This window comes from Erwinia amylovora (assembly GCF_017161565.1).
Taxonomy (GTDB): domain Bacteria; phylum Pseudomonadota; class Gammaproteobacteria; order Enterobacterales; family Enterobacteriaceae; genus Erwinia; species Erwinia amylovora.
In genome coordinates, this window is record NZ_CP066796.1 from 3,517,350 (window position 1) to 3,542,247 (window position 24,898).

A 24,898-nucleotide genomic window follows, 5' to 3' on the forward strand; every position below is an offset into this window, starting at 1 on the left:
ATGGAAAAAGTTGTCATCGTTGATGCCATCCGCACGCCGATGGGTCGTTCAAAAGGCGGTGCATTTCGTCATGTGCGGGCGGAAGATCTCTCTGCGCATCTGATGCGCAGCCTGCTGAGTCGCAATCCGTCGATAGCGGCCGCCACGCTGGATGATATTTACTGGGGCTGCGTACAGCAAACCCTGGAACAGGGGTTTAACATTGCACGCAATGCCGCGCTGCTGGCGGAAATCCCGCATTCTGTCCCTGCCACCACCGTCAACCGTTTGTGCGGCTCTTCCATGCAGGCGCTGCATGATGCCGCTCGTGCCATTATGGTCGGGGATGCACGTATCTGCCTGATTGGCGGCGTAGAGCATATGGGTCACGTACCGATGGATCACGGCGTTGATTTCCATCCGGGGCTGAGCCGCCGCGTTGCTAAAGCCGCCGCAATGATGGGGCTGACCGCTGAAATGCTGGCGCGGATGCACGGTATCAGCCGTGAGATGCAGGATCGGTTTGCTGCCCGCTCACATCAGCGCGCTGCGGCAGCAACCCAGGCCGGGCACTTTGCCGCCGAGATTGTTGCCGTTTCCGGCCATGATGCTGATGGCGTACTGATATGCTTTGACGCAGACGAGGTGATACGGCCCGAAACCACGCCGGAAAGCCTGGCGGCTTTACGCCCGGCTTTTGTTCCGGTTAACGGCACGGTGACCGCCGGCAGCAGCTCGGCGCTGTCCGATGGGGCGGCCGCCATGCTGCTAATGAGTGAGTCTCAGGCGCGGCAACGGGGCCTGAAAGCACGCGTGTGCATCCGCTCGATGGCGGTGGTTGGCTGCGATCCGTCGATTATGGGTTATGGCCCGGTACCCGCCTCTCAACTGGCTCTGAAGCGTGCCGGGCTTAGTACCACGGATATTGACGTGTTTGAGCTAAATGAAGCTTTTGCCGCACAGACGCTGCCGTGCATTAAGGATCTGGGTTTGATGGATAGAATTGACGAGAAGGTCAACCTCAACGGCGGTGCGATTGCACTCGGCCACCCGCTGGGCTGCTCAGGAGCGCGTATCAGCACCACGCTGCTGCACCTGATGGAGCGGCGCGATGCCCAGTTCGGTCTTGCCACCATGTGTATCGGGCTGGGCCAGGGGATCGCCACCGTATTCGAACGTCTTTAACAGAATAATACCGTCTGTCTGCACCTCAGTTAACCGCCTTTCAGGCAAAGGCGGTTTTTCATTCCGGTGAATTAAGCAGGAACAGCAAAGCGATCCCCTGCCCGTCAGATAAAGGCAAAGGCATCGCCAAACATGCGCGCTTCCTGCACGTCACGTTCGGCGCAGAAGCGCTCCCGCGCAATTTTCGCCATTTCAAAACGGCCAGCGATATAAATATCGTGCCCGGACAGGCTGCCATAATCCTGCATCACCGCCGTCAGAACGGTGCCATTACGGCCAGTAAAGCCCTCTTCCGGCTGTTCAACCACCGGGACAACCTTCAGGTGCGGATGCTTGATCGCCAGCGCATTCAGTTCGTCCAAATCATACAGGTGCTTCAGCTCGCGCCCGCCCCAGTAAATCGCAATGTGGCGGTCCGGCTGTTGCGCCAGTGCCGTCAGGAGGATTGAACGCACGTAGGAGAAACCGGTGCCGCCCGCAATCAGTAGCAGCGGACGATCGCCCTCTTCACGAAACCACGCATCGCCATGGGGAATATCTACGGTAATCTGGCGCTGCTGCTGAATACGCTCCATCACCGCCATGGCATAGAGGTTAAGCTCGGAAGCACCAATATGCAGTTCGATAATGTCTTTTTCCATCGGCGTGGAGGCCAGAGAGAACGGACGCTTATCGTTCTCGTCCATAACCACCATCAAATACTGACCCGCACGAAAACTGAAGTCAGCCTCCGGGATCAGACGGACACGGTACACGGTATCGGTAATCGCCTCTACTGAGGTCACTTTACAGCTTAAGGTTGTCATGCGTTCCCCTGTCGGGTCGTCATTGTCATTTGACCACCAGCGCTTCAGCGCGCTGGTGTATCACTCAAGATGCCTAACTCATCCCAGATCGCATCAATACGGGCGACAACAGCGGGGTCCTTACGGATGGGAGTCCCCCACTCGCGCTGCGTTTCACCGGGCCATTTGTTGGTCGCATCCATCCCCATTTTTGACCCCAACCCGGAAACCGGCGAGGCAAAATCAAGATAATCAATCGGCGTGTTTTCCACCAGAACCGTATCGCGTGCCGGGTCCATACGCGTGGTAATCGCCCAGATAACATCATTCCAGTCACGCGCATTGATGTCTTCATCGCAGACGATAACAAATTTGGTGTACATAAATTGCCGCAGGAAGGACCAGACGCCCATCATGACGCGTTTGGCATGACCGGCATACTGCTTCTTAATCGTCACTATCGCCAGGCGATAGGAACATCCTTCGGGCGGCAGATAGAAGTCGACGATCTCCGGGAACTGTTTTTGTAAAATCGGAACAAAAACCTCATTCAGCGCCACACCGAGCACCGCGGGTTCATCCGGCGGACGGCCGGTGTAGGTAGAATGATAGATCGCATCACGGCGCTGCGTAATATGAGTAATGGTAAATACCGGGAAATCATCCACTTCATTGTAATAGCCGGTATGGTCGCCGTAGGGGCCTTCCGGCGCCATGTCACCCGGTTCGAGATAACCTTCCAGCACAATCTCCGCGCTGGCCGGTACTTCCAGATCGTTAGAGACGCACTTAACCACTTCGGTTTTAGTGCCGCGCAACAGCCCGGCAAAGGCATATTCGGACAGCGTGTCCGGTACTGGCGTCACCGCACCGAGGATGGTCGCCGGATCGGCACCGAGCGCCACGGAAACCGGGAAGCGTTCCCCCGGATGCTGCTGGCACCACTCGTGGTAGTCCAGCGCGCCGCCACGGTGGGAGAGCCAGCGCATAATCAGTTTGTTTTTGCCGATCACCTGCTGGCGATAGATGCCCAGATTCTGCCGCTCTTTTTGCGGGCCACGCGTTACGGTCAGCCCCCAGGTCACCAGCGGGGCGGCATCGCCCGGCCAGCACTTCATCACCGGGATGCGCGACAGATCGACATCATCGCCTTGCCAGATCTGCTGCTGACAGGGTGCATTACGCAGCCGTTTGGTCGGCATATTCAGCACCTGCTTCCACTGCGGCATTTTGTCAAAAAAGTCGCGGAAGCCACGCGGCGGTTCAGGCTCTTTCAGGAAGGCCAGCAGCTTTCCCACATCGCGCAGTGCTTTCACATCTTCCTGGCCCATTCCCATCGCCACGCGATCCGGGGTGCCAAACAGATTGCAAAGCACCGGCATGTTGTAACCTTTCGGGTTTTCGAACAGCAGCGCCGGACCACCGGCACGCAGCGTGCGGTCGGCAATTTCGGTCATTTCCAGATCGGGGTCGATCTGTTGTTTGATACGTTTCAATTCCCCACGCTGTTCAAGCAGAGAAATAAAGTCGCGTAAGTCGTGGTATTTCATGACTTTCCATCAATGCGGCCAGTGAGTCAGCCATTATAGTGCCGATCCACCGCTGAGGGTTAATTTTGTTGGTAAGTTTAGACACTCTGTTGCCTTGCAAATACGATAATTAATGCCGATTTAAAGTCATCGCGCGATGCGATAACCTGTCATCAAGACATTTGGCAACCCACTGTTGTCTCCGATCTCGCTATAACTATGATAACGTTTTTGCTATTCTTGCAGGCAAGATAATTGGAAAGCGATGTTATGGAATCCTGGTACTTACTTTACTGCAAACGAGGCCAACTACTACGTGCACAAGAGCATCTTGAGCGCCAGGCAGTCCATTGCCTGAGTCCGATGGTTGCTTTAGAGAAAATGGTGCGTGGTAAACCTACTCAAGTCAGTGAACCGCTGTTCCCTAATTATCTGTTTGTCGAATTCGACCCGGAATTAATCCATACCACGACCATCAGTGCAACGCGTGGAGTCAGTCATTTTGTTCGATTTGGCAATCAACCTGCCACCGTGCCGCAAGGTGTAATAAACGCTTTGCAGGTCGGTCCTGGGTTACCTCGTGACGGCGGTCAATTGCCACTACCAGGCGATACGGTGATTATCACTGAAGGGGCGTTCGAAGGACTGAAAGCGATATTTACTGAACCGGATGGTGAAGCGCGTTCGATGCTGCTGTTAAACCTGTTAAACAAACAGGTCGTGCGCAGTGTCGCCAATCAGCAGTTCAAATGCTGTAAACCTGCCCCTTAGCAGGGGCACATATCATGTCCCGGCCCGACTAAAGACCGAACAGCGCACGCGCGTTTAACGCCGTTTGCGCCGCCAGTTCATCAACGTCATCGCCACGTAATAAGGCTACCTGCTGCACAATATGCGGTAAGAAACAGGGCTCATTACGTCTTGATGGCGGTCGCGGCCGCATATCTCGCGGCAGTAGCCAGGGAGCATCCGTTTCCAGCAACAGGCGGTCTGCGGGGATCAGTGGCACCAGTTCACGCAGTTCCTGTCCGCGCCGCTCATCGCATATCCAGCCGGTAATACCGATAGATAAACCCTCTGCCAGGCAGGACTCAAGCTCTGCGCGCGCGCCGGTAAAGCAGTGCAGTACCGCCGCCTTAAGACTGGGTAGCCAGGGTTTAAGAATTGTAATGAAACGCTCGTGGGCCTCGCGGCAGTGCAGGAATACGGGCAGAGACAGCTCTGCGGCCAGCGCCAGCTGGGCATTAAACGCATAGACCTGCTGTTCCGGCTGCGAGAAATTGCGGTTGAAATCGAGGCCACATTCCCCGATAGCCACAACTAGAGGGCTTTCCGCCAGCCGACGCAGCGTGGCAGCGGTTTCTGCCGACCACTCGCTGGCATGATGAGGATGAACGCCGGCCGTTGACCAGCAATAATTTGCATGCTGGCGCGCCAGACTCAGTGCCTGCTGACTTTCCAGCGCGTTGGTGCCGGTGATGAGCATACCGCTGATGCCCGCTTCACGCGCACGTTTTACCACCTTATCACGATCTTTCGCAAACTGGGTGCTGGTCAGATTTACACCAATATCAAACATAATTCCTTCCAAACAGTAACCGCCCTGACGGGCGGTTAGTTAATTCAACATGTGTTGCCAGCGGCGGCCGTTGGCTCAACCTTGCTCCGATTCGTCGTCGTGATCCTCATCACGGCGGTTCTTACCCACATAGAAACGTGAAACAAACACACCGACTTCAAAAAGACAGTACATCGGAATGGCTAACAGCGTCTGGGAGAAAATATCCGGTGGCGTGAGTAACATGCCGACGACAAACGCGCCAACCAGAACATAAGGGCGTTTGGCCTTGAGATCTTCAGGCGTGGTGACGCCGGTCCAGCACAACAGTACGATAGCAATCGGAACTTCAAACGACACGCCAAACGCCATAAATAACGTCATCACAAAATCGAGATAGTTATTAATGTCGGTGGCAATTTGTACGCCCTGAGGCGCAGTTTTAGCGAAAAAGCCAAACGCCAACGGGAAGACGACAAAGTAGGCGAAAGCCATCCCCAGATAGAACAGGAATGAACTTGAAAACAACAGCGGCATAACCAGCCTGCGCTCGTGGCGATAGAGCGCCGGGGCGACAAAGGCCCAAACCTGATAAAGGATCACCGGCACCGCAAGGAACAGCGAAACGATGATGGTTAGCTTGATCGGGGTGAAGAACGGTGACGCCACGTCGGTGGCAATCATACTGGCCCCGGCAGGCATCTGTTTGATCAACGGCGCGGATACCAGCTGGTAAATATCGTTCGAGAAGTAAGCCAGGCACAGGAAAATGGCCAGAACAGCAATAATGCAGTGCAACAGGCGCTTACGCAGCTCAATCAGGTGGCTGATAAGCGGTTGGGTATCTTCTACAGCCATGTTTAACGTTCGTCGCCAGGTAAAGTAGAGGTCGCGGATGCACGCGGGGCAACGGGTGCTGGCGGCTCCTGTTTAACATCAGGCTGCGGCTCCGATGATGCCTTCTGAGTCACCGTAACAGGTGCCAGCGGCGGAGCATCAGCCTGATGATCCGCCTGCGCCGGGGTTACACCGTCATGGGTTTCCTGCGCATCTTTCAGCAGCGGATTGTGAATAGTATGGGCTTCGTCATCCGCTTTTTCATTGTCGCCGAGGTATGAGCGCTTCATCGAATTTGCAGTTTGCTTCAGCTCCTCAACCGAGGCTTTCAGCTCAGGAGAGAGGTTATCTTTGCTGGCCTGCTCGATTTTTTTCAGGCCGTCCTGCAGTTCCTGGAGCTTCAACTCCTGGGCCAGTTCGTTTTGAACACTGGTTGCCAGCGAACGCAGCGCGCGGATCCAGCCCATCACCGTCCTGACCGCCACCGGTAACCGTTGAGGGCCAAGCACCACCAGGCCAATAACGAAGACCAGAACCAGTTCACTAAAGCCTATGTCGAACACGGTTTATACCTTGTCGTTCTTAACGTCTTCTTTCTTCACTTCAGTATGCTGTTTATCAGCCAGTTTGGCGTTGAAATCAGCATCTTCAGCAGTTGCTTTCTCTTTTTCTTTTTCTTTATCGTCTTCTTCGCTCATGGCTTTTTTGAAGCCTTTGATAGAAGAACCGAGGTCAGAACCCAGCGAACGCAGTTTTTTAGTACCGAACAGCAGTACTACCAGTACGGCGATAATCAATAAATGCGGAAGTGTAATGCCACCCATTATTACCTCTGATATCAATAATTGATGCGAATTTTTAGTATATAACAGCTTATGTCTTACTGACGATGCGCAAAGCCTTTTACGCGCGCTATAAGCTGTCTATTTACCTTTCATGACAGTCAGCTTGTCCTGCGCCAGCCAACCAGCCAGGCCACCAGGCCTGCGGCCATCATCCCGGCAGAAAGCATGTCCCAGGCCGGTCGCGACAGCAGAACCGCGGTGCCGCTCAGTAGCAGAGTGGCACCAATGCCAAATAAATAATGCGACTGATGTTGCCTGACGCGTTCCCCCTTCAGGTCTGTCGTCAGTCGGTCAACGCTATGCTGTAAATGCTTGTGTTGGCGCAGACTGTCATAGAACAGCTCCGGCAACTCCGGCAGTTTCTCGGCCCAGTACGGCGCTTTCTCTTTTAACGCACGCACGATGGCCGGAATACCAATCTGATCTTTGATCCAGTTTTCAAGAAACGGCTTGGCGGTCTTCCACAAGTCCAGCTGCGGATAAAGCTGGCGGCCAACCCCTTCTACATACAGTAACGTTTTCTGTAACAGAACCAGTTGCGGCTGAACTTCCATGTTAAAGCGACGTGCGGTATTAAACAGATTTAACAGCACGTGGCCGAAGGAAATTTCTGCCAGGGGTTTCTCGAAAATAGGTTCGCACACGGTACGGATGGCAAACTCGAAATCTTCCACATTGGTATCTGCCGGAACCCAGCCCGAATCCACATGCAGTTCTGCAACCTTGCGATAATCGCGGTTGAAGAAAGCAATGAAGTTTTCTGCCAGATAGCGTTTGTCTTCCTTGTTCAACGAACCGACAATGCCGCAGTCAATCCCGATATACTGCGGATCTTCCGGGTGCTCGTAGCTGACAAAGATATTGCCAGGATGCATATCCGCATGAAAGAAGCTGTCGCGGAATACCTGGGTAAAGAACACCTGCACGCCACGTTCGGCCAGCAGTTTCATGTTGACACCGTGCTGTTCCAGCGTTGCCATATCAGAGATGGGAATACCGTAAATTCGCTCCATCACCAGCATGTTTTCACTGCAATAGTCCGAGTAAATTTCCGGCACATACAGCATTCTGCTTTGATCAAAGTTACGCCGTAATTGAATAGCATTGGCGGCCTCGCGCAGCAAATTTAGCTCATCAAGCAGCGTTTTTTCATAGTCAGCAACCACTTCCTGCGGACGCAAACGGCGGCCATCAGGCAGCAAACGCGGGACCCAGCGCGCCAGGCGGTAGATCAGCTTCATATCGGCTTTGATCACCGGCAAAATATCGGGCCGGATCACTTTTATCACCACTTCGCGGCCGTTCTCTTTCAACGTTGCCGTATGCACCTGAGCGATGGATGCTGACGCCAGCGGAACGATATCAAAGTTGTCAAACTGGCTGTCAATGGAGGCACCTAACGATTGCTCAATGAGCTTCAGCGCCTGTGCCCCATCAAAAGGAGGAACCTTGTCCTGCAGCATGGCCAGCTGATCGGCTATATGGGGCGGGAACAGATCGCGACGGGTAGACATCATCTGACCAAACTTAATCCAAACCGGTCCCAACTGTTCCAGCGCCAGGCGCAGACGTGCACCCAGGGGTTGATCTTTATGAATGTTTGGCATCCAGAACAGGCACTTGCGCCAGAGTAACAGAGGAAGGGCCAGGCGCGTTTTAGGGATGAGTTCGTCAAGGCCGTAACTAAGAAACACGCGGATAATCAGATACAGACGGCGCAGTTCACCGTAGGTCATTTTTCCTCCAGACGATGAATACGGGCATCAAGGGCATTTAACGAACGCGTCAATGCATCAACTTCTTCTGCGAACGATGCCAGCTCAAGCGGCCCCGGAGCCTGGCGCCACTCCTCGGTCAGCGTTTGCGCCAGATAACCCTGCTTACGTTGCACATCCCGCCGCACGGCATTAAAGCCACCAAGGAAGAACCGGGTCATGCCCTGCGCAGCAATGTCACCCACCCACGGAGACAGGTACTCTGCCGGGTCCAGTTCAGCTAAATCCAGCAAAGCTGAGAATTGCTGCACCACTTGCAGGTCGCCTTCTACTTCCAGCTCACCGCTGCGGATAAGCGTAGTCAGCTGCTGACGATCGCGAAGTTTTGGCAGCGTGACAACACGGGTTTTCACCGTACAGTCGGGCGTATCACTCCAGTGACCAATCACATCCACCCGCTGTTCGCTGAAAATAATCGTGACTGGCTGCTTCAGCTCGGCCAGGACAATCGCCAGACTGCGCCCGCTGAGACGCTGACGAGCCAACTTCAGGCCACGGTCGCGATATAAAACATGGTTAAGCGCGGTCTCGAGACTGGCAGTTAACAGCGGCATTAATGTCATGCATATCCCTGTTTAAAACTTAAATCCACGGTGCAAAGCAACAATGCCGCCCGTCAGATTATGATACGTGGTGTTTTCAAAGCCGACATCCGTCATCATCTGCTTCAGGGTTTCCTGATCGGGATGCATACGAATGGATTCTGCCAGATAGCGATAGCTGCCGGCGTCTTTTGCCACTATTTCACCAATTCGCGGCAGGATGTGGAAAGAGTAGGCGTCGTAGGCCTTGTTCAGCGGCTCGAACTGCGGTTTAGAGAACTCCAGCACCAGCAAACGGCCACCTGGTTTAAGCACCCGAAACATCGACGCCAGCGCTTTATCTTTATCGGTAACGTTACGCAGCCCAAAAGCGATGCTGATACAGTCGAAGTAGTTATCCGGGAACGGCAGGGCTTCTGCATTCGCCTGTACATAGCTGACGTTGCCGATAATGCCTCTGTTGCGCAGCTTTTCACGGCCCACTTTCAGCATCGAACTGTTAATGTCCGCCAGCACCACTTCACCGGTTTCCCCGACCAGACGCGAGAACTTCGCCGTGAGGTCACCCGTACCGCCGGCAAGGTCGAGCACGCGCTGCCCGCGACGCACGCCGCTGCAGTCGATGGTAAAACGCTTCCAGATGCGGTGAATACCAAATGACATCAGATCGTTCATCAGGTCATATTTAGCCGCAACCGAATGGAAAACATCAGCAACCATATCGGCTTTTTCATCTTTCGCTACGGTGCGATAGCCGAAGTGGGTAGTGTCCTTTGATTCATCTGCCATTTGTTTTGCCTGCTCTACAATCAAATATTAGCCAAGTGTACCAGAGTTGGGCCAGCCAAACACTGACCCTGCGCTTATTCATTGATGCCGTGAGGCGTACTGCGAGAAGAATAGCCGATATGTTCAGGCCCATGCTAACACGCATCGTCCTGCGCTTCTTCGGCTTCTTCCGGCAGAGCCTGTGCCACCAGCCGTGGGTCAATCGGCCGTTTTATCTCCACGCCCATCTGGCGAAAACCTTCACTTTGGGCAATCAGGTTGCCGCGCCCTTCCGACAGTTTTTTCATTGCCTGACGGTAGCTGCCCTGAGCCTTATCAAGGCTTTGTCCGATGGCGCTCATATCATCGACAAACAGACGCATTTTGTCATACAGGCGGGCAGCACGGTCAGCAATACGCTGCGCATGACGGCTCTGATGTTCATAACGCCACAGGTTGTTGATGGTACGCAGCGCCACCAGCAGCGTAGTCGGGCTGACCAGCATGATATTTTGGTTCAGCGCTTCGTTGACCAGTTCAGGCTGCCTGTCGATAGCCAGCAGGAAGGCTGGCTCCACCGGAATAAACATCAACACATAATCCAGCGAGCGTAAACCCGGCAATTGTTGATAATCTTTTCGGCTTAGTTGGCGTAAGTGTCCGCGAACAGCAGCGATATGCTCGCTGACCGCCGCCTCACGCTGCGCTTCGTTTTCGCCGTTAAAGTAGCGCTCATAGGCGACCAGCGTCATCTTCGCATCAATAACCACATCCTTGCCCTGCGGTAAACGGACGATGACGTCGGGCTGCATGCGTCCATTCTGCTCCAGCTGAATGTTGACCTGGGTTTCGTACTCGTGCCCTTCACGCAGACCGGATGCTTCCAGAACCCGGCTGAGAACCACTTCCCCCCAGTTACCCTGAGTTTTGTTGTCACCTTTCAGCGCTTTTGTCAGGTTAATCGCTTCCTGGGCCATCCGGGCATTGAGCTGCTGCAGGTTGCGAATTTCGTGGGCGAGCGTATGGCGTTCACGCGCTTCCTGACCGAACCCGTCCTGTACCTGACGGCGGAACCCCTCAAGCTGTTCGCGTAAGGGGGTGATCAGGCCATGCAGGCTTTGGCGGTTTTGTTCATCGACCCGGCGTCCGCTATTTTCGAAGATGCGATTCGCCAGATTTTCAAACTGGGCATTCAGGCGTTGTTCGCTGTTCACCAGCAGCCGCTGTTTTTCCTCGGCGGCCATGCGCGTTTCCTCCAGCCGGATGGTGACTTCTCGCAGCTCCGCCTCCTGAGCGCTGTTAATCTCCAGCTGCGTGCGCAGCTCACGCGTCAGCTGCTGGGTTTCACTGCGCCAGTGTTCAAGGTGGTGGAGTTTTTCCTCGGCCGCCGCCAGGGAGCCATGCAGCTGGCGCTGCTCCTGCTCATTCTGTTTTTGCAGCAGCAGCTGGCCATCAAGCTGCTGCTGCAAACGCTGGCGTTCATGCTGCGCCTGTTCCGCCGACTGCATCAGCAGCTGCCGTTCTGTTTCGCCTTGCGCCAGCTGCTGCTGACTGCGTAGCAAGGCAAGCAGCCAGCCTGCCAGTATCCCGGCCAGAGCAAAGCCCGCGCCGTAAATGATTGTAACATCCACCCCTATTCTCCTGCTGAACCCCTGACAGGGGAAAAATAGAGGCGCACTGTATAAATGTCCAGACAAAATACACCAGAGAGCGCCCCGTCAAGCTAAAAAAGCGGGGCAGCTCGAAGATATATTGCAAGCAAGCGAAATTTGCAGGCCGGTAACAGGCGTGGCCCGCAGCGGGGATCATTTCAGCAGACGGCGGGCAGCTTCAACCACAATTTTCACCGCATCATTCTCGGTTCTTTGCAGGGTTTGTGCCTCGGGGATCTCCTGCTGGGTGCGGTTAACGATCACCCCGGCCACCATGCCGGCACGCAACCCCTGGCTGGCACACATAGTCAGCAGCGTTGCCGACTCCATTTCATAGTTCAGCACGCCCATCTGTTGCCATTCCTGCATTGAATTCTGGAAGCGACTGACCACCCGGCCAGAGAAGGTGTCATAGCGCTCCTGGCCAGGGTAAAAGGTATCGGAGGACGCCGTGATGCCGATATGCATTCTCGCGCCCTGCGCTTTTGCTGCATCCACCAGCGCGGTAGTACAGGTAAAGTCCGCCACCGCCGGAAATTCCAGCGGCGCAAAGTGCAGGCTGGCACCGTCCAGCCTTACTGAACCGGTGGTGACCAGCACATCACCCACCTTGATGTGCGGCTGGATAGCGCCGGTAGTCCCGACGCGCAGAAAGGTGCGCACGCCCAGCTGCGCCAGTTCTTCCACGGCGATGGAGGTGGAAGGCCCCCCAATTCCGGTTGAGCAAACTACAACGGCTTTACCTGCGATCTCACCACGCCAGCTGGTAAATTCACGGTGCGAGGCCAGATAAACCGGATTATCCATCAGGGCGGCAATTTTCTTCACCCGCTCCGGGTCACCGGGCACAATGGCCAGAGTAGCGCCCTGAAGATCGGCTTGAGTCAGGCCGAGATGGAAAACGTCAGAATGTGCCATGTAAAACTCCTGATACAAAACCTGCGGATGATTAGCGAACTGCTAATGTAAGAAAATTGCTCGTGACTTTATGTGATGAACATCCTTAATCAAAATGAAAATTGCATCTTCCGAACTTACAAAAGGTGATACAAGTCGCAATTGACCATCAGTTATCGCCATTTTCCCACATCCGGAGCTGTAGACAGGCTTTATCTGGTGATAAAGAGTTACCCTGATTCGATCGTTAATCCCAATGCATTCCTGACTATAGTTAGCTGACAACACGTAGCGCCTGCACGGAGATGACCATGAAACCCGAAAATAACATGACGCAAGAATTGAGCAACAAAGGCTTCGCGCCAGCGGTCGTTCCTGCCGCTGCCAGCACGATGATTACCGACAGCGCCGACATTCTCTGTGGTGAGACCTCCATCCCAACTCAGGGCGAAAATATGCCCGCGTTCCACGCCAAACCACGCCATGCGCAAGGCCCTTTGCCGGTAGTAATGGTGGTGCAGGAAATTTTTGGCGTTCACGAACATATTCGTGATATCTGCCGTCGACTGGCGCTGGAAGGTTACCTGGCGGTCGCACCCGAACTCTATTTTCGTCAGGGCGAGCCTGCTGATTACACCGATATTCCTACGTTGGTCAAACAGCTGGTCAGTCAAATCCCAGACAGTCAGGTGCTGGCCGACCTCGATCATGTGGCGAACTGGACTTCACGCCACGGCGGCGATATACGGCGTTTGGCAGTGACCGGTTTTTGCTGGGGTGGGCGCATTACCTGGCTTTATGCCGCGCATAACCCGCAGCTGAAAGCCGCCGTTGCCTGGTATGGCAAGCTGGTGGGAGATAAGACGATGAAGCAGCCAAAACAGCCGGTGGATATTGCGGTGGATCTGGATGCGCCAGTTTTGGGGCTTTACGGCGGTAAGGATGATGGCATTCCGCCCGACAGTGTCGAAACCATGCGTCATGCACTGCGTGCCGCCAATGCCAACGCCGAGATTATTGTCTATCCCGATGCCGGGCATGCGTTCAATGCTGACTATCGCCCAAGCTATGAGGCCGGCTCCGCTAAGGACGGCTGGCAGCGAATGCTGGCATGGTTCAGGCAGTATGGCGTGACGCCGGCAGCATAAAAAAAGGGGCGCTAAGCGCCCCAAATAATAGTTACATCAAAACACAACAACACAGATATTTAAGCTTTTTGTGCATTTCGCAAGTTTTGCGCCGCTTTAACCATGTTTGCCAGCGCCTGGCGAGTTTCCGGCCAGCCACGGGTTTTCAGTCCGCAGTCCGGGTTCACCCACAGACGTTCAGTAGGGATGCGCTGTGCCGCTTTAAGCAGCAGCGCTTCCATCCACTCTACGCTTGGCACGTTTGGCGAGTGGATATCGTAAACGCCCGGACCGATTTCATTTGGATACTCGAACTCTTCAAACGACTCCAGCAGTTCCATATCAGAACGTGAGGTTTCGATGGTGATCACATCCGCATCCAGCGCGGCAATCGAATCCATGATGTCGTTGAACTCGCAGTAACACATGTGGGTATGGATCTGGGTGTCGTCCTGTGCCACGGCGGCGTTCAGACGGAAGGCATCGACCGCCCACGTCAGATAAGCCGCCCAGTCGGACTGATGCAGCGGCAGCCCTTCGCGCAGTGCAGGCTCATCAATCTGAATGATACCAATGCCCGCTTTTTCCAGATCTTCAACTTCATCACGCAGCGCCAGCGCAATCTGTTTGGCGATAGTTTCACGCGAAACATCTTCACGCGGGAATGACCAACACAGGATAGTTACCGGACCGGTCAGCATGCCTTTTACCGGCTTGTCAGTCAGTGACTGAGCATATTTTGCCCATTCTACGGTAATCGCTTCCGGGCGGCTGACATCACCGATGATAACCGGCGGCTTCACGCAGCGTGAACCGTAGCTCTGCACCCAGCCATTCTGCGTGAAAATGAAGCCGTCAAGGTGTTCGCCGAAGTATTCCACCATGTCGTTACGCTCCGCTTCGCCGTGCACCAGCACGTCCAGCCCTAAGCGCTCCTGCTCAACGATAGCCTGCTTAATGTGCCCGGCGATGCCGGTGCGGTAGCGGGTGCCGTCCAGACGGCCCTGTTTGAAGTCGAGTCGCAGCCCGCGAATTTCCGTGGTTTGCGGGAATGAACCGATGGTCGTGGTTGGCCACGCCGGCAGCTGGAAGCGCTGACGCTGGGCTTCAGCACGTACCTGATAGCTGTTCTTACGCAAGCTGTCCTGCGGTGAAATCGCTGCCAGACGCTGGCCGACGGCGGCATTGTGCACGCGAGTAGAGTGCTGACGGGCGCGAATTGGCGCACTCCATGCTTCCAGTGAAGCCGGGTCATTGTTGTTCAGCGCATTGCTTAACAGTGACAGCTCGGAGCACTTCTGTAGGGCAAAGGCAAACCAGCTTTTCACTTCTTCGTCCAGGCGGGTTTCCACGCTCAGGTCGATCGGGCTGTGCAGCAGTGAGCAGGAGGAGCCAATCCATAGCTGTTTGCGCTGTGCAACCAGCGGCTGCAGGCGTTCAAACCAGCTACTGAGATCCGCACGCCAGACGTTACGGCCGTTAATCACACCAACGGACAGCAGCCAGTCTGCCGGTACTTTGCTGTTCAGCAGGGCGATGTCGTCTTTACCGTGCACCAGATCAACATGCAGCCCCTGAACCGGCAGCGCGCTGATGGTTTCAAGGTTCTGGCCAATGCTGTCGAAATAGGTGGTCAGCAGCAGTTTGGTTTGCCCCTGAAGCGCGTCATAAGCGGGCTTAAAGGCAGCCAGCCACTCGGCGGGCAGTTCCAGCGCCAGCGCCGGCTCATCAATCTGCACCCATTCGACATCGCGCTTAGCCAGTTCCGCCAGCACCTGCTGGTACACCGGCAGAATATCTTGCAACAGGTTAAGGCGATCGAACTGGTCGCCCTTCACTTTGCCCAGCCACAGATAGGTCACCGGGCCAAGTAGCACAGGTTTCACTTTATGACCCAGCGCCAGCGCTTCGTCGACTTCATTCAGCAGCTGAGTCCAGGTCAGTTTGAACTGCTGGCCCTGCACAAACTCCGGCACCATGTAGTGATAGTTGGTGTTAAACCATTTGGTCATTTCTGCTGCAGCGGCGGGTTCACCGCTCGGTGCACGGCCACGGCCCAGGCGAAACAGGGTATCGAGGTCAACTGAACCATCTTTATTCTGGTGACGTGCCGGCACGTTACCCAGCAGCAGGCTGGTGGTCAGTACGTGGTCGTACCAGGCAAAATCACCTACCGGCAGCAGATCCACGCCAGCGTCTTTCTGCTGCTGCCAGTGGCGGGCGCGCAGCTCACGTCCAACTGCCAGCAATTCTTCCTGGGTGCTGTTACCCGCCCAGTAGCTTTCCTGCGCTTTCTTCAGTTCGCGCTGCAGGCCGACACGGGGGAAGCCGAGAGTATGGTTCAGAATAGTCATCAGTTGTGCCTCTTTACATTAATCGTTAGCTGAACACGTCCTGATTTACTCGATATTCATTTGGACGTCCAGATGTTTACACCGCTATAATCCGCAGGTACTGTATTAACCACAAGCGCAAAATATTCACTGTCGATGTGAAGGACTCTCATGATCGAACTCAAACACCTGCGAACGCTTCAGGCTCTGCAAAATACCGGCTCGCTGGCCGCCGCTGCCGCCCAGCTTCACCAAACACAGTCGGCGTTGTCACACCAGTTCAGTGACCTGGAACAACGTCTTGGTTTCCGACTGTTTGTGCGTAAAAGCCAGCCGCTGCGCTTCACGCCGCAAGGCGAAGTTCTGCTACAGCTGGCTGAGCAGGTATTGCCGCAGATACAGCAGGCGTTACAGGCCTGCCACGAACCGCATCAAACCACGCTGCGTATCGCCATTGAATGCCACAGCTGTATTCAGTGGCTGACCCCGGCGCTTAACGAATTCCGCCAAAGCTGGCCTCAGGTGGTGATGGATTTTAAATCCGGCGTCACCTTTGACCCGCAGCCGGCTCTGCAACAGGGCGAGCTGGATGTGGTGCTGACATCCGATATTCTGCCGCGCAGCGGACTGTTTTATTCGCCGATGTTCGATTTTGAAGTACGCCTGGTATTGGCTCCCAACCATCCACTGGCGCAAAAGACGGTTATCTCACCCCAGGATCTCGCCAGCGAAGTGCTGATGATCTACCCGGTGCAGCGTCAGCGCCTGGATATCTGGCGTCATTTCCTGCAACCCGCGGGCGTCAGTCCGGCGCTGAAAAGCGTGGATAATACGCTGCTGTTGATTCAGATGGTTTCAGCCGGCATGGGTATCGCTGCCCTGCCGCACTGGGTGGTAGAGAGCTTTGAGCACCAGGGACTGGTGGTCACTAAAGCGCTGGGCGATGGCCTGTGGAGCCGGCTGTATGCCGCAGTGCGCGACGGTGAACAGCGTCAGCCTGTGATTGAGGCGTTTACCCGTTCCGCGCGTCAGCACGCCTGTGAACATTTACCACGGGTACGCGATGCATCACGTCCCGGAACGCCACTCCCTTCTGCTTACAACGTCTGAGCCAGGCGTCGGCATTGAGCAGGCGGCTGTTTAGCGGGATGCAGCTTTGGCAATGAAGGGGTATACTGCGCGCACTGCAACAGTTTCACTGAAGAGAGTTTTTATGACCAATAATGACGTCCTGCGCAGCGTGCGATACATGCTGAATTTAAGCGATGCTCAAGTTGTAAGCATTCTGGCGCGGGCAGAGAGCGAAGTCACCGAAGCCGAAGTGCACAGCTTGCTGAAAAAAGAAGATGAGCCAGGCTATCGCCCCTGCCCCGATGTCATCATGGGTTACTTTCTTAATGGCCTGATTTTTGAACGCCGTGGCAAAAGCGAAGACGCACCAGCCCCTTCCATCGAGCGAAAGATGACTAACAACATCATGATGAAGAAGCTGCGTGTGGCGTTCGACCTGAAAACGACCGACATCATCGAACTGTTAAAAAGTGCTGATTTTGCGGTGGGTCAGTCGGAGATTGGGGCGATCTTCCGCAAACCGGGGCACAAGAACTATCGCGAATGCGGCGATCAGATCCTGCGTAATTTCCTTAAAGGTTTGACGATGAAAATCCGCCCGGCAAAAAAATAAGCTCACCGCATTGTGACTGATTAACGCTATTTAACCGCCCCGCATGGCGTTAATCATTCTCCTCCCCATGCGCCATCCCTGCGGTAAAATGCTTTCTTGTGAGCACGAGCAATCCGCAAACGAACCCGATAATCCGCCCGTGTCACAAACGCGATGCGGTTAACGATGTCATCTGCCAGTGTGAAGCCAGACAGCGATCTCTGGTCACATTCAGCGCCATAACGTCATAAAAATGTCACATTTGTGCCTCTCTTCACGGTCATTTTTACCGACAGCTGCCAGGCTGTGTGCGCAATGGAACATGGCGGCCATGCGCGGCTGCGTGTTGTTCTTCCCCGGCACATTTCACCGGGATATCCGTATCTGAGCCACGGGAGGCTTAACCGTTGAGTATTTTCCAACCCGCCGTGCATCAACCTCGCGTTGATGGCGACCGCCTCGATCCGCTGTATCGCAAGCTGCGCTGGCAGATCTTTCTGGGCATTTTCTTCGGCTACGCCGCCTATTATCTGGTGCGTAAAAACTTTGCGCTGGCGATGCCTTACCTGGTTGAGCAGGGCTTTTCACGCGGCGATCTCGGTTTTGCGCTCTCAGGTATTTCAATCGCTTACGGGTTATCTAAATTCATTATGGGTTCGGTTTCTGACCGCTCCAACCCGCGCATATTTTTACCTGCCGGACTGCTCCTCGCCGCGGCCGTGATGCTGTTTATGGGCTTCGTGCCTTGGGCGACATCGGGCATTATGGTGATGTTCGTTCTGCTGTTTCTGTGCGGCTGGTTTCAGGGCATGGGCTGGCCCCCCTGCGGGCGCACTATGGTGCACTGGTGGTCACAAAAAGAGCGCGGCCGTATCGTATCGGTATGGAACTGCGCGCATAACGTCGGCGGCGGTATTCCTCCGCTGCTGTTTCTGCTGGGCATGGCCTGGTTCAACGACTGGAAAGCCGCGCTGTATATGCCGGCCTTTGCCGCTATCCTGGTCGCCATTTTCGCCTTTGCGCTGATGCGTGATACCCCGCAGTCCTGCGGCCTGCCGCCGATTGAAGAGTATAAAAATGACTATCCGCCTGATTACGATGAAAAGCATGAACAAGAGCTGACCGCTAAGCAGATTTTTAAGCAGTACATCCTGCCCAACAAGCTGCTGTGGTATATCGCGCTGGCCAACGTGTTTATTTATCTGTTGCGTTACGGCATCCTCGACTGGTCACCGACCTACCTGAAAGAGGTGAAACACTTCACCCTGGACACGTCTTCATGGGCCTACTTCTTTTACGAATATGCTGGTATTCCCGGTACGTTGCTGTGCGGCTGGATGTCGGACAGGATCTTTAAAGGCAACCGCGGCGCGACCGGCGTTTTCTTTATGCTGCTGGTGACCCTCGCTACCGTTGTTTACTGGATAAATCCGGCCGGGAATCCGGGCGTGGATATGGCCTGTATGATCATTATCGGCTTTCTGATTTATGGGCCGGTGATGCTGATTGGCCTGCATGCGCTGGAGCTGGCCCCTAAAAAGGCGGCAGGAACCGCCGCCGGGTTCACCGGGCTGTTTGGCTATCTGGGCGGTTCAGTCGCCGCCAGCGTCCTCGTCGGTTACACCGTCGACTATTTCGGCTGGAACGGTGGCTTTATCATGATGGTGGGCGGCTGCGTGCTGGCCGTTATTTTGCTGGTCATGACCATGCTCAGTGAGAAAAAGCAGCGCACAACTTAATGAAGGACGCCTGAGGTTGTAAATCGTTTTCGCTAGCGGCTTCGGCCGCGACTACCAGCCCATGCCCATCGCGGCGCCATTCGCCGATCTGCCGCAGCACGCTCTGCCTGTTTAAATCTGGCGAATGTGGCGGCAGCAGACGTAACAAGTCGCTACACAGCCTGTACCGGTTTTCTAAACGCCAAACAGTCTGCGCAGAGTGTGCGGCACCGCCTGTTCGCCGTTAGAACCGATCACTTCCAGTTCTGGCAGTACGTCCTTCAGCCGCTGATGAGCGTTATTCATGATGTAACCTTTACCCGCCATGCGCAGCATCTCTTTGTCGTTCATGCCGTCACCAAAAGAGAGGCACTCGCGCAGCGAATAGCCCAGTGATTTTGCTACCGCATCCAGCGCGTGGCCTTTTGAGACGCCGCCGGCCATCACTTCCAGACAGGTTGGCAATGAGAAACTGACGTTTACCCGATCGCCCCAGCGCGCTATCAGCGCCTGCTCCAGCGGGATCAGCAGTTCAGGAATGGCACAGGTGAAAAAGACTTTGCTGATGCCGTCGGCCGCCAGCTGCCCCGGCTGGTAAATTTGACAGGTGAAGTCAGATTCCTGGAAGAAATCCATTTCACCGGGACGATGACGATTCAGGAACCACTCTTCGTCCCGGTAAACATTGGTACAGATATCCGCATGAGTATGCTGCATGGTGAACAGCTCGCGCGCGATATCCTGATCAAGATTCTGACTGAATATCAGTTCACCGGCGGTGTTGTGTACGCGTGCGCCGTTAGAGGTGATCATCCAGGCATCAATGCCGAGGCTGTCACGCATCTGCGCCACGTCAATATAGTGACGTCCGGTGGCGAAGATAAAATGAATGCCTTTAGCGGTTAGCAGCTGCAGCGTTTCGCGGGCAAAGGGGGAAAGCGTGTGGTTTGGCAGCAGCAGCGTGCCGTCCAGGTCTGAAGCAACAATACGGTACATAACACCTCTGGTTAATATTCTCCGGCGGGAAGCGCCCACCGGTAATTTAATTCTGGCCACTCAGGCATGGCGGGCAAAAAAGGCGAGGACGGCTTCAAGCGCCGCTGCGCGCATCCGGTCTTGCTCAAACAGGATCTCATGGCGCGCACCCTCGATAATCATCGGCTTCCCCCCCTGACAGGGCTGACCCGCGGCCACCATCATCTGGCAGAACAGGTCCTGAGCACGGTTGTCGACCACCTTATCGTTAGCGGCCTGCAGCAGCAGCAGCGGGGTGGAAATCTGTGCGGCCTGGCGCAAAACGCGTTGCCCGGCCCGCACGCCTTCCCGCACCCAGTGATAGGTCGGGCCACCAACGCGTATACCGGGATCGTCAGCATAAAAACGCACATTGCGGCGATAGCGTTCGCGGCTATGCGTCAGATCGTTTATCGCAAACGGGCGCGCACGCCACTTCCCGGTACCCAGCGCATAATCATCGCGTACCGTCGGGCGTTTTTCCGCCCAGTTGAGAATGCGGCGCGCCATCCATAATGGCAAAGGCAGGAAAATGCCAAACATCGGTGAAGACAGCGCCACCGCGTCAAAGGCTGCAGGCTGTCGTGCCAACATCAGGGCGAGGATCGCCCCGCCCATTGAATGCGCCAGCGCATAGCGATGGCGATAGTGGCGTGTGGCGATCTCCTGTAAATACAGCGTTTCCAGATCCTCAACGTAGTCTTCAAACGCCACAACGTGCCCACGATGCGAATCCTTTAGCAGTCTGCCCGAACGCCCCTGCCCGCGATGATCGATAATGAAAACGTCATATCCGCTATGAAACAGGTCGTAGGCCAGCTCCGGGTATTTGACATAGCTTTCAATGCGCCCCGGACACAGTAATATCACCTTGTCATGTTGCGATGAGATGAAGCGGACGTAGCGGATCGGTACGTTATCCACTCCTGAAAACTCGCCCTCTTCGCGCTGCCTCCAGAAATCCAGCAACGGGCCGGTGGCAAAAGCCGCGAAGGCTTTTTCACGCGTTAACCAGCTTTTCTGGTGTAGTTTCATCAGGCGTTTTCCACACGGAGCACTTATCTCAACGGGAACAGAGTGACCCGTAGCAAGGCGTTCGACAATAACGTATTGTGTCACAATTGAGCGTTTTACGGGAGTTTTACCATGACGACTGAGTGGTGGCTGACCTATCTGTTAACAACCCTCATTTTAAGCCTGTCGCCGGGTTCCGGCGCCATCAATACCATGAGCACCGGCATCAGCCACGGTTATCGCGGCGCTGTCGCCTCTATTGCTGGCCTGCAGGTGGGGTTGTCGCTGCACATCGTGCTGGTCGGTGTCGGGTTGGGCGCGCTGTTCTCGCAGTCGCTGCTGGCCTTTGAGTTCCTGAAATGGGCCGGAGCGGCTTATCTGGTGTGGCTCGGCATTCAGCAGTGGCGATCTGCCGGAGCGATAGATTTGAACGCGCTGGCCGCAGCGATGCCGCGCCGCAAGCTGTTTAAGCGTGCGGTGATGGTGAACCTGACCAACCCCAAAAGTATCGTCTTCCTGGCGGCTCTTTTCCCACAGTTCATCCTGCCGCATCAGCCACAGGCGATGCAGTATCTGGTTCTGGGCGCGACGACGGTAGTGGTCGATATCTTCGTTATGATGGGTTACGCCACGCTGGCGCGACGTATTTCAGCGTGGATCAAAGGCCCGCAGCAGATGAAATTACTCAACCGCCTCTTCGGCGGCCTGTTTGTGGCGGTGGGCGCTTTACTGGCTTCAGCACGACGCATTGCCTGAACAAAAAAAAGCAGGCTCCGTGCCAGGAACCTGCTTTTGCGTGAGCGGCGGCGCGGAGATTATTCGTCATCACCGCCGTCGATATGTTCCTTTATCATCAACAGGAACGGCTTGCCAAAGCGCTCCAGTTTTTTGTGCCCGACGCCGTTAACGCTCAGCATCTCTGATGCGGTGATCGGCATCTGCTCCGCCATTTCAATCAGCGTCGCGTCGTTAAACACCACGTAGGGCGGGAGGTTGTCTTCATCGGCAATCGCTTTGCGCAGTTTGCGCAATTTGGCAAACAGCTTGCGATCGTAGTTGCCGCCGAAGGATTTCTGGCTGCTGCCGCGTGTTTTCACACTGACCAGGCGCGGCACGGCCAGCAACAGGGACACTTCACCGCGCAGCACCGGACGGGCGGCTTCGGTTAATTGCAGAGCCGAGTACATAGCGATATTCTGCGTCACCAAACCGAGGTGGATCAGCTGGCGCAGCACGCTGGTCCAGTGTTCATGGTTTTGATCGCGCCCGATGCCGTAAACCGGCAGCTTATCGTGCTGCATATCGCGAATACGCTGGTTGTTGGCACCGCGCAAGATCTCAACGATATAGCCCATGCCAAAGCGCTGGCCGACGCGATAGATGCAGGAAAGCGCTTTTTGCGCTTCGACCAGGCCATCGTAGCGACGCGGCGGATCCAGGCAAATATCGCAGTTATCGCACGCCTGCTGACGCCCTTCACCGAAATAGTTCAGCAGCACCAGACGTCGGCAGGTCTGTGCCTCGGCAAAGGCCCCCATCGCATTCAGCTTATGACGTTCAATATCCTGCAGTGGCCCCTGTTTTTTCTCCTCCAGACAGCGGCGCAGCCAGGCCATATCGGCCGGATCGTACAGCAGCAGGGCTTCAGCAGGCAGGCCATCGCGCCCGGCACGGCCGGTTTCCTGGTAATAGGACTCGATATTGCGCGGGATATCGAAATGAACCACAAAGCGCACGTTGGGTTTGTTGATGCCCATCCCAAATGCCACCGTCGCCACCACAATTTGCAGGTCGTCGCGCTGAAAGGCTTCCTGCACCTGGGCGCGGTGCGCGTTATCCATTCCGGCGTGATAAGCCCCGACGCTCAAACCACGGCTTTGCAGGCGGGCAGCGGTATCTTCAACTTTCGCCCGGCTGTTGCAGTAAATAATGCCACACTTGCCGCGCTGGTCCTGAACGTAGCGCAGCAGCTGTTCGGTCGGCTTAAATTTCTCCACCAGCGTGTAGCGAATATTCGGCCGGTCGAAACTGCTGATCTGGATCAGCGGGTCATTAAGCTGTAACAGGCGGGCAATATCGTTGCGGGTGGTCTCATCCGCTGTCGCCGTTAACGCCATCACCGGGACGTCAGGCAGCCGCTGACGCAGCTGGCCCAAAGCGCCATATTCCGGGCGGAAATCATGGCCCCACTGCGAGATACAGTGGGCTTCATCCACCGCCAGCATCGCCGGGTTGCAGTGCGTCAGCTGCTCAAGGAAGTTGTCCATCATCAGGCGTTCAGGAGCAATGTAGAGCAAACGCACTTTTCCGCTGCGGCAGCCTGCCATCACGTTCTGCTGTTCTTCACGATTTTGCGTCGAATTGAGACAGGCCGCCGCTACCCCGTTGGCCAGCAGCTGATCGACCTGGTCTTTCATCAGCGAGATCAGCGGTGACACCACCAGCGTCAGTCCCTGACGCACCAGCGCCGGAATTTGATAGCAGAGCGATTTGCCCCCACCGGTTGGCATCACCACCAGGCAGTCACGCCCGTTCAGCGATTCCTGGATGATGGTTTGTTGTCCCGGGCGAAACTGCTGATAGCCGAAGGTATCACGCAATACCTGGTCTGCCAGCGCTTCGTTATTGATGACTGCTGCCGTAGACACATTGTCCCCATATCTGCAATGACATAAATTCAACCGGGCAGCTCCACCCGGTTGCTGTGACCTCAGAACAGGTCGTTGAGCGTTACGCCGACACCAACGCGCGTTTGGCGATGGTTGTAGTCGATCAGAGACTCCCCGTACCCGCTGAACACCTGGGTGTAAAAGCGCACATGCTCAGTCAGGGGATAGCTCCAGCCCAGCTCGGCACCGCCGTAGCCGCTGTTCCAGTTGTAGTTGCTCTTCAGGCTGAAGATACTGTCACCCCACTGGTAGCCCACCGTCAGGCGATAATACCCCATGTACCTGGTGATATCCGGGTTATCATCATTATTTTCACTTTCTGGAATACGGTACCAGGGTTTGACTTCCACCAGCCAGTGACCGTTTTCAGCCATCAGACGCGCATAGACCCGGTTCCAGCTGCGTGAGGTCGGTTCAGAACGGCCGTTAGACTGATGATTGAAACCGGTTTCGACATCACGTAATGTCCAGCCGGCAAACCGGTAATCCGTGGCCCAGCCAAGGAAGATCTGCGGTTCATAATCGGTTTCGCGGAACGGTGAAGATGCACCGCGATTAGAAAGCTGCCACCAGGATTTCTGGGTATAGGAAGCGGCCAGCACCGAGTTATCGCCAACAATACCGCGCCACAGCGGGAAAGCCAGGCTCAGTTGAAATTTCACCTCATCGTGCTTAGCTTTATCGCTCCAGCTGTAGGACTGGATCGCTTCCTTATTCAGATTGCTGGTATCGGTATACAGCAGATAATTACTTTCGTAAGGATACATCACGAAGGGGTTGTCATGTTTTTCCAACAGGTTGGCGATAATACTGCCAGGCACTGCGGTACTGTCATGCACCTCTTTGATCGAGGCTTCCTGTGCCATTACTAACGTCGGCAACAGCAATGTTGTTGCCGACAATCCTTTCAGCAGAGCCATAATTTTCTCCCGGCAGAAACTGATAAAATGGTTCAAAACACGTCATTCTACACAGAAAATTCTTATTACATGAGTGCAGATTTCCGAA

The 24,898-nt window shown here is 55.1% G+C and carries 23 protein-coding genes; 7 read left to right on the top strand and 16 right to left on the bottom strand.

What is annotated here, in order from left to right; all coding sequences use genetic code 11:
* A complete protein-coding gene (gene fadA, locus JGC47_RS15995; protein ID WP_004154966.1) occupies positions 1–1,164 on the top strand; it encodes an acetyl-CoA C-acyltransferase FadA in 1,164 nt (387 codons plus the stop codon).
* A 104-nt stretch (positions 1,165–1,268) separates the two neighbouring features.
* Here fadA and fre read toward each other — a convergent pair whose 3' ends face one another.
* Both fre and ubiD read right to left on the bottom strand, forming a co-directional pair.
* The gene (gene fre, locus JGC47_RS16000; protein WP_004154965.1) at positions 1,269–1,970 is read right to left on the bottom strand and encodes an NAD(P)H-flavin reductase; all 702 of its coding nucleotides are present in this window, start codon (positions 1,968–1,970) and stop codon (positions 1,269–1,271) included.
* Between the two features lie 44 nt (positions 1,971–2,014).
* Positions 2,015–3,499: a 4-hydroxy-3-polyprenylbenzoate decarboxylase gene (ubiD, locus tag JGC47_RS16005; RefSeq protein ID WP_004154964.1), complete on the bottom strand. Its 1,485-nt coding sequence runs from the start codon at positions 3,497–3,499 to the stop codon at positions 2,015–2,017.
* Positions 3,500–3,748: 249 nt separating this feature from the next.
* Here ubiD and rfaH point away from each other — a divergent pair, with 249 nt between their 5' ends.
* On the top strand, positions 3,749–4,249 hold the full coding sequence (gene rfaH / locus JGC47_RS16010; RefSeq protein ID WP_004154962.1) for a transcription/translation regulatory transformer protein RfaH: 501 nt from the start codon (positions 3,749–3,751) through the stop codon (positions 4,247–4,249).
* Positions 4,250–4,277: 28 nt separating this feature from the next.
* Here the strand turns inward: rfaH and tatD are convergent, their stop codons facing one another.
* The 9 genes from tatD to udp form a co-directional block, all read right to left on the bottom strand.
* The gene (gene tatD / locus JGC47_RS16015) at positions 4,278–5,057 is read right to left on the bottom strand and encodes a 3'-5' ssDNA/RNA exonuclease TatD (RefSeq protein ID WP_004154961.1); all 780 of its coding nucleotides are present in this window, start codon (positions 5,055–5,057) and stop codon (positions 4,278–4,280) included.
* Positions 5,058–5,132: 75 nt separating this feature from the next.
* Entirely contained in the window at positions 5,133–5,894 is a 762-nt protein-coding gene (gene tatC / locus JGC47_RS16020) for a Sec-independent protein translocase subunit TatC (RefSeq protein ID WP_004154960.1), read from the bottom strand.
* A 2-nt stretch (positions 5,895–5,896) separates the two neighbouring features.
* Positions 5,897–6,436, bottom strand: coding sequence for a Sec-independent protein translocase protein TatB (gene tatB, locus JGC47_RS16025; protein WP_004154959.1), 540 nt, complete (start codon positions 6,434–6,436; stop codon positions 5,897–5,899).
* Positions 6,437–6,439: 3 nt separating this feature from the next.
* The gene (gene tatA / locus JGC47_RS16030) at positions 6,440–6,697 is read right to left on the bottom strand and encodes a twin-arginine translocase TatA/TatE family subunit (protein WP_004154958.1); all 258 of its coding nucleotides are present in this window, start codon (positions 6,695–6,697) and stop codon (positions 6,440–6,442) included.
* Positions 6,698–6,816: 119 nt separating this feature from the next.
* Positions 6,817–8,454 (bottom strand): ubiquinone biosynthesis regulatory protein kinase UbiB, encoded by a 1,638-nt coding sequence (ubiB, locus tag JGC47_RS16035; protein ID WP_004154957.1) that lies wholly within the window; start codon positions 8,452–8,454, stop codon positions 6,817–6,819.
* A complete protein-coding gene (gene ubiJ, locus JGC47_RS16040) occupies positions 8,451–9,056 on the bottom strand; it encodes a ubiquinone biosynthesis protein UbiJ (protein ID WP_004154956.1) in 606 nt (201 codons plus the stop codon). The genes ubiB and ubiJ overlap by 4 nt, the downstream gene beginning before the upstream one ends.
* Before the next feature lie 12 nt (positions 9,057–9,068).
* Positions 9,069–9,824 (bottom strand): bifunctional demethylmenaquinone methyltransferase/2-methoxy-6-polyprenyl-1,4-benzoquinol methylase UbiE, encoded by a 756-nt coding sequence (gene ubiE / locus JGC47_RS16045; RefSeq protein WP_004154955.1) that lies wholly within the window; start codon positions 9,822–9,824, stop codon positions 9,069–9,071.
* A 134-nt stretch (positions 9,825–9,958) separates the two neighbouring features.
* Positions 9,959–11,434, bottom strand: a complete 1,476-nt coding sequence (gene rmuC / locus JGC47_RS16050) for a DNA recombination protein RmuC (protein WP_004154954.1) — start codon at positions 11,432–11,434, stop codon at positions 9,959–9,961.
* A gap of 174 nt (positions 11,435–11,608) precedes the next feature.
* On the bottom strand, positions 11,609–12,373 hold the full coding sequence (udp, locus tag JGC47_RS16055) for a uridine phosphorylase (protein ID WP_004154953.1): 765 nt from the start codon (positions 12,371–12,373) through the stop codon (positions 11,609–11,611).
* Positions 12,374–12,663: 290 nt separating this feature from the next.
* On the opposite strand from udp, the gene JGC47_RS16060 reads away from it, so the two are divergent.
* Positions 12,664–13,500, top strand: a complete 837-nt coding sequence (locus tag JGC47_RS16060; protein ID WP_004154952.1) for a dienelactone hydrolase family protein — start codon at positions 12,664–12,666, stop codon at positions 13,498–13,500.
* A gap of 59 nt (positions 13,501–13,559) precedes the next feature.
* Here JGC47_RS16060 and metE read toward each other — a convergent pair whose 3' ends face one another.
* The gene (metE, locus tag JGC47_RS16065) at positions 13,560–15,833 is read right to left on the bottom strand and encodes a 5-methyltetrahydropteroyltriglutamate--homocysteine S-methyltransferase (RefSeq protein WP_004154951.1); all 2,274 of its coding nucleotides are present in this window, start codon (positions 15,831–15,833) and stop codon (positions 13,560–13,562) included.
* A gap of 150 nt (positions 15,834–15,983) precedes the next feature.
* On the opposite strand from metE, the gene metR reads away from it, so the two are divergent.
* The 3 genes from metR to glpT all read left to right on the top strand — a co-directional run bounded on the left by metR (position 15,984) and on the right by glpT (position 19,214).
* Positions 15,984–16,922 (top strand): HTH-type transcriptional regulator MetR, encoded by a 939-nt coding sequence (gene metR / locus JGC47_RS16070; protein WP_004154950.1) that lies wholly within the window; start codon positions 15,984–15,986, stop codon positions 16,920–16,922.
* 103 nt (positions 16,923–17,025) lie between these two features.
* Positions 17,026–17,496: a YehS family protein gene (locus tag JGC47_RS16075; protein WP_004154947.1), complete on the top strand. Its 471-nt coding sequence runs from the start codon at positions 17,026–17,028 to the stop codon at positions 17,494–17,496.
* Positions 17,497–17,882: 386 nt separating this feature from the next.
* Positions 17,883–19,214 carry a glycerol-3-phosphate transporter gene (gene glpT / locus JGC47_RS16080; protein WP_004154946.1) on the top strand — a complete coding sequence of 444 codons (1,332 nt, stop codon included), beginning with the start codon at positions 17,883–17,885 and terminating at the stop codon, positions 19,212–19,214.
* Positions 19,215–19,388: 174 nt separating this feature from the next.
* Here the strand turns inward: glpT and yigL are convergent, their stop codons facing one another.
* On the bottom strand, positions 19,389–20,189 hold the full coding sequence (gene yigL, locus JGC47_RS16085) for a sugar/pyridoxal phosphate phosphatase YigL (RefSeq protein WP_004154944.1): 801 nt from the start codon (positions 20,187–20,189) through the stop codon (positions 19,389–19,391).
* A 60-nt stretch (positions 20,190–20,249) separates the two neighbouring features.
* Entirely contained in the window at positions 20,250–21,242 is a 993-nt protein-coding gene (gene pldB / locus JGC47_RS16090) for a lysophospholipase L2 (protein ID WP_004154943.1), read from the bottom strand.
* A gap of 111 nt (positions 21,243–21,353) precedes the next feature.
* Between pldB and rhtB the strand changes: the two genes are divergently transcribed.
* Complete coding sequence (gene rhtB, locus JGC47_RS16095; RefSeq protein ID WP_004154942.1) at positions 21,354–21,977, top strand: homoserine/homoserine lactone efflux protein; 624 nt, start codon at positions 21,354–21,356, stop codon at positions 21,975–21,977.
* A gap of 59 nt (positions 21,978–22,036) precedes the next feature.
* Here rhtB and recQ read toward each other — a convergent pair whose 3' ends face one another.
* Together recQ and pldA are read right to left on the bottom strand one after the other, a co-directional pair.
* The gene (gene recQ / locus JGC47_RS16100) at positions 22,037–23,869 is read right to left on the bottom strand and encodes an ATP-dependent DNA helicase RecQ (RefSeq protein ID WP_004154941.1); all 1,833 of its coding nucleotides are present in this window, start codon (positions 23,867–23,869) and stop codon (positions 22,037–22,039) included.
* Positions 23,870–23,931: 62 nt separating this feature from the next.
* A complete protein-coding gene (gene pldA / locus JGC47_RS16105; protein ID WP_004154940.1) occupies positions 23,932–24,810 on the bottom strand; it encodes a phospholipase A in 879 nt (292 codons plus the stop codon).
* Positions 24,811–24,898 lie beyond the last annotated feature (88 nt).

Coding starts and splice junctions, on each gene's coding strand:
- fadA (WP_004154966.1), top strand. CDS start 1: ATGGAAAAAGTTGTCATCGTTGATGCCATCCGCACGCCGATGGGTCGT.
- fre (WP_004154965.1), bottom strand. CDS start 1,970: ATGACAACCTTAAGCTGTAAAGTGACCTCAGTAGAGGCGATTACCGAT.
- ubiD (WP_004154964.1), bottom strand. CDS start 3,499: ATGAAATACCACGACTTACGCGACTTTATTTCTCTGCTTGAACAGCGT.
- rfaH (WP_004154962.1), top strand. CDS start 3,749: ATGGAATCCTGGTACTTACTTTACTGCAAACGAGGCCAACTACTACGT.
- tatD (WP_004154961.1), bottom strand. CDS start 5,057: ATGTTTGATATTGGTGTAAATCTGACCAGCACCCAGTTTGCGAAAGAT.
- tatC (WP_004154960.1), bottom strand. CDS start 5,894: ATGGCTGTAGAAGATACCCAACCGCTTATCAGCCACCTGATTGAGCTG.
- tatA (WP_004154958.1), bottom strand. CDS start 6,697: ATGGGTGGCATTACACTTCCGCATTTATTGATTATCGCCGTACTGGTA.
- ubiB (WP_004154957.1), bottom strand. CDS start 8,454: ATGACCTACGGTGAACTGCGCCGTCTGTATCTGATTATCCGCGTGTTT.
- ubiJ (WP_004154956.1), bottom strand. CDS start 9,056: ATGACATTAATGCCGCTGTTAACTGCCAGTCTCGAGACCGCGCTTAAC.
- ubiE (WP_004154955.1), bottom strand. CDS start 9,824: ATGGCAGATGAATCAAAGGACACTACCCACTTCGGCTATCGCACCGTA.
- udp (WP_004154953.1), bottom strand. CDS start 12,373: ATGGCACATTCTGACGTTTTCCATCTCGGCCTGACTCAAGCCGATCTT.
- JGC47_RS16060 (WP_004154952.1), top strand. CDS start 12,664: ATGAAACCCGAAAATAACATGACGCAAGAATTGAGCAACAAAGGCTTC.
- metE (WP_004154951.1), bottom strand. CDS start 15,833: ATGACTATTCTGAACCATACTCTCGGCTTCCCCCGTGTCGGCCTGCAG.
- metR (WP_004154950.1), top strand. CDS start 15,984: ATGATCGAACTCAAACACCTGCGAACGCTTCAGGCTCTGCAAAATACC.
- JGC47_RS16075 (WP_004154947.1), top strand. CDS start 17,026: ATGACCAATAATGACGTCCTGCGCAGCGTGCGATACATGCTGAATTTA.
- yigL (WP_004154944.1), bottom strand. CDS start 20,189: ATGTACCGTATTGTTGCTTCAGACCTGGACGGCACGCTGCTGCTGCCA.
- pldB (WP_004154943.1), bottom strand. CDS start 21,242: ATGAAACTACACCAGAAAAGCTGGTTAACGCGTGAAAAAGCCTTCGCG.
- rhtB (WP_004154942.1), top strand. CDS start 21,354: ATGACGACTGAGTGGTGGCTGACCTATCTGTTAACAACCCTCATTTTA.
- pldA (WP_004154940.1), bottom strand. CDS start 24,810: ATGGCTCTGCTGAAAGGATTGTCGGCAACAACATTGCTGTTGCCGACG.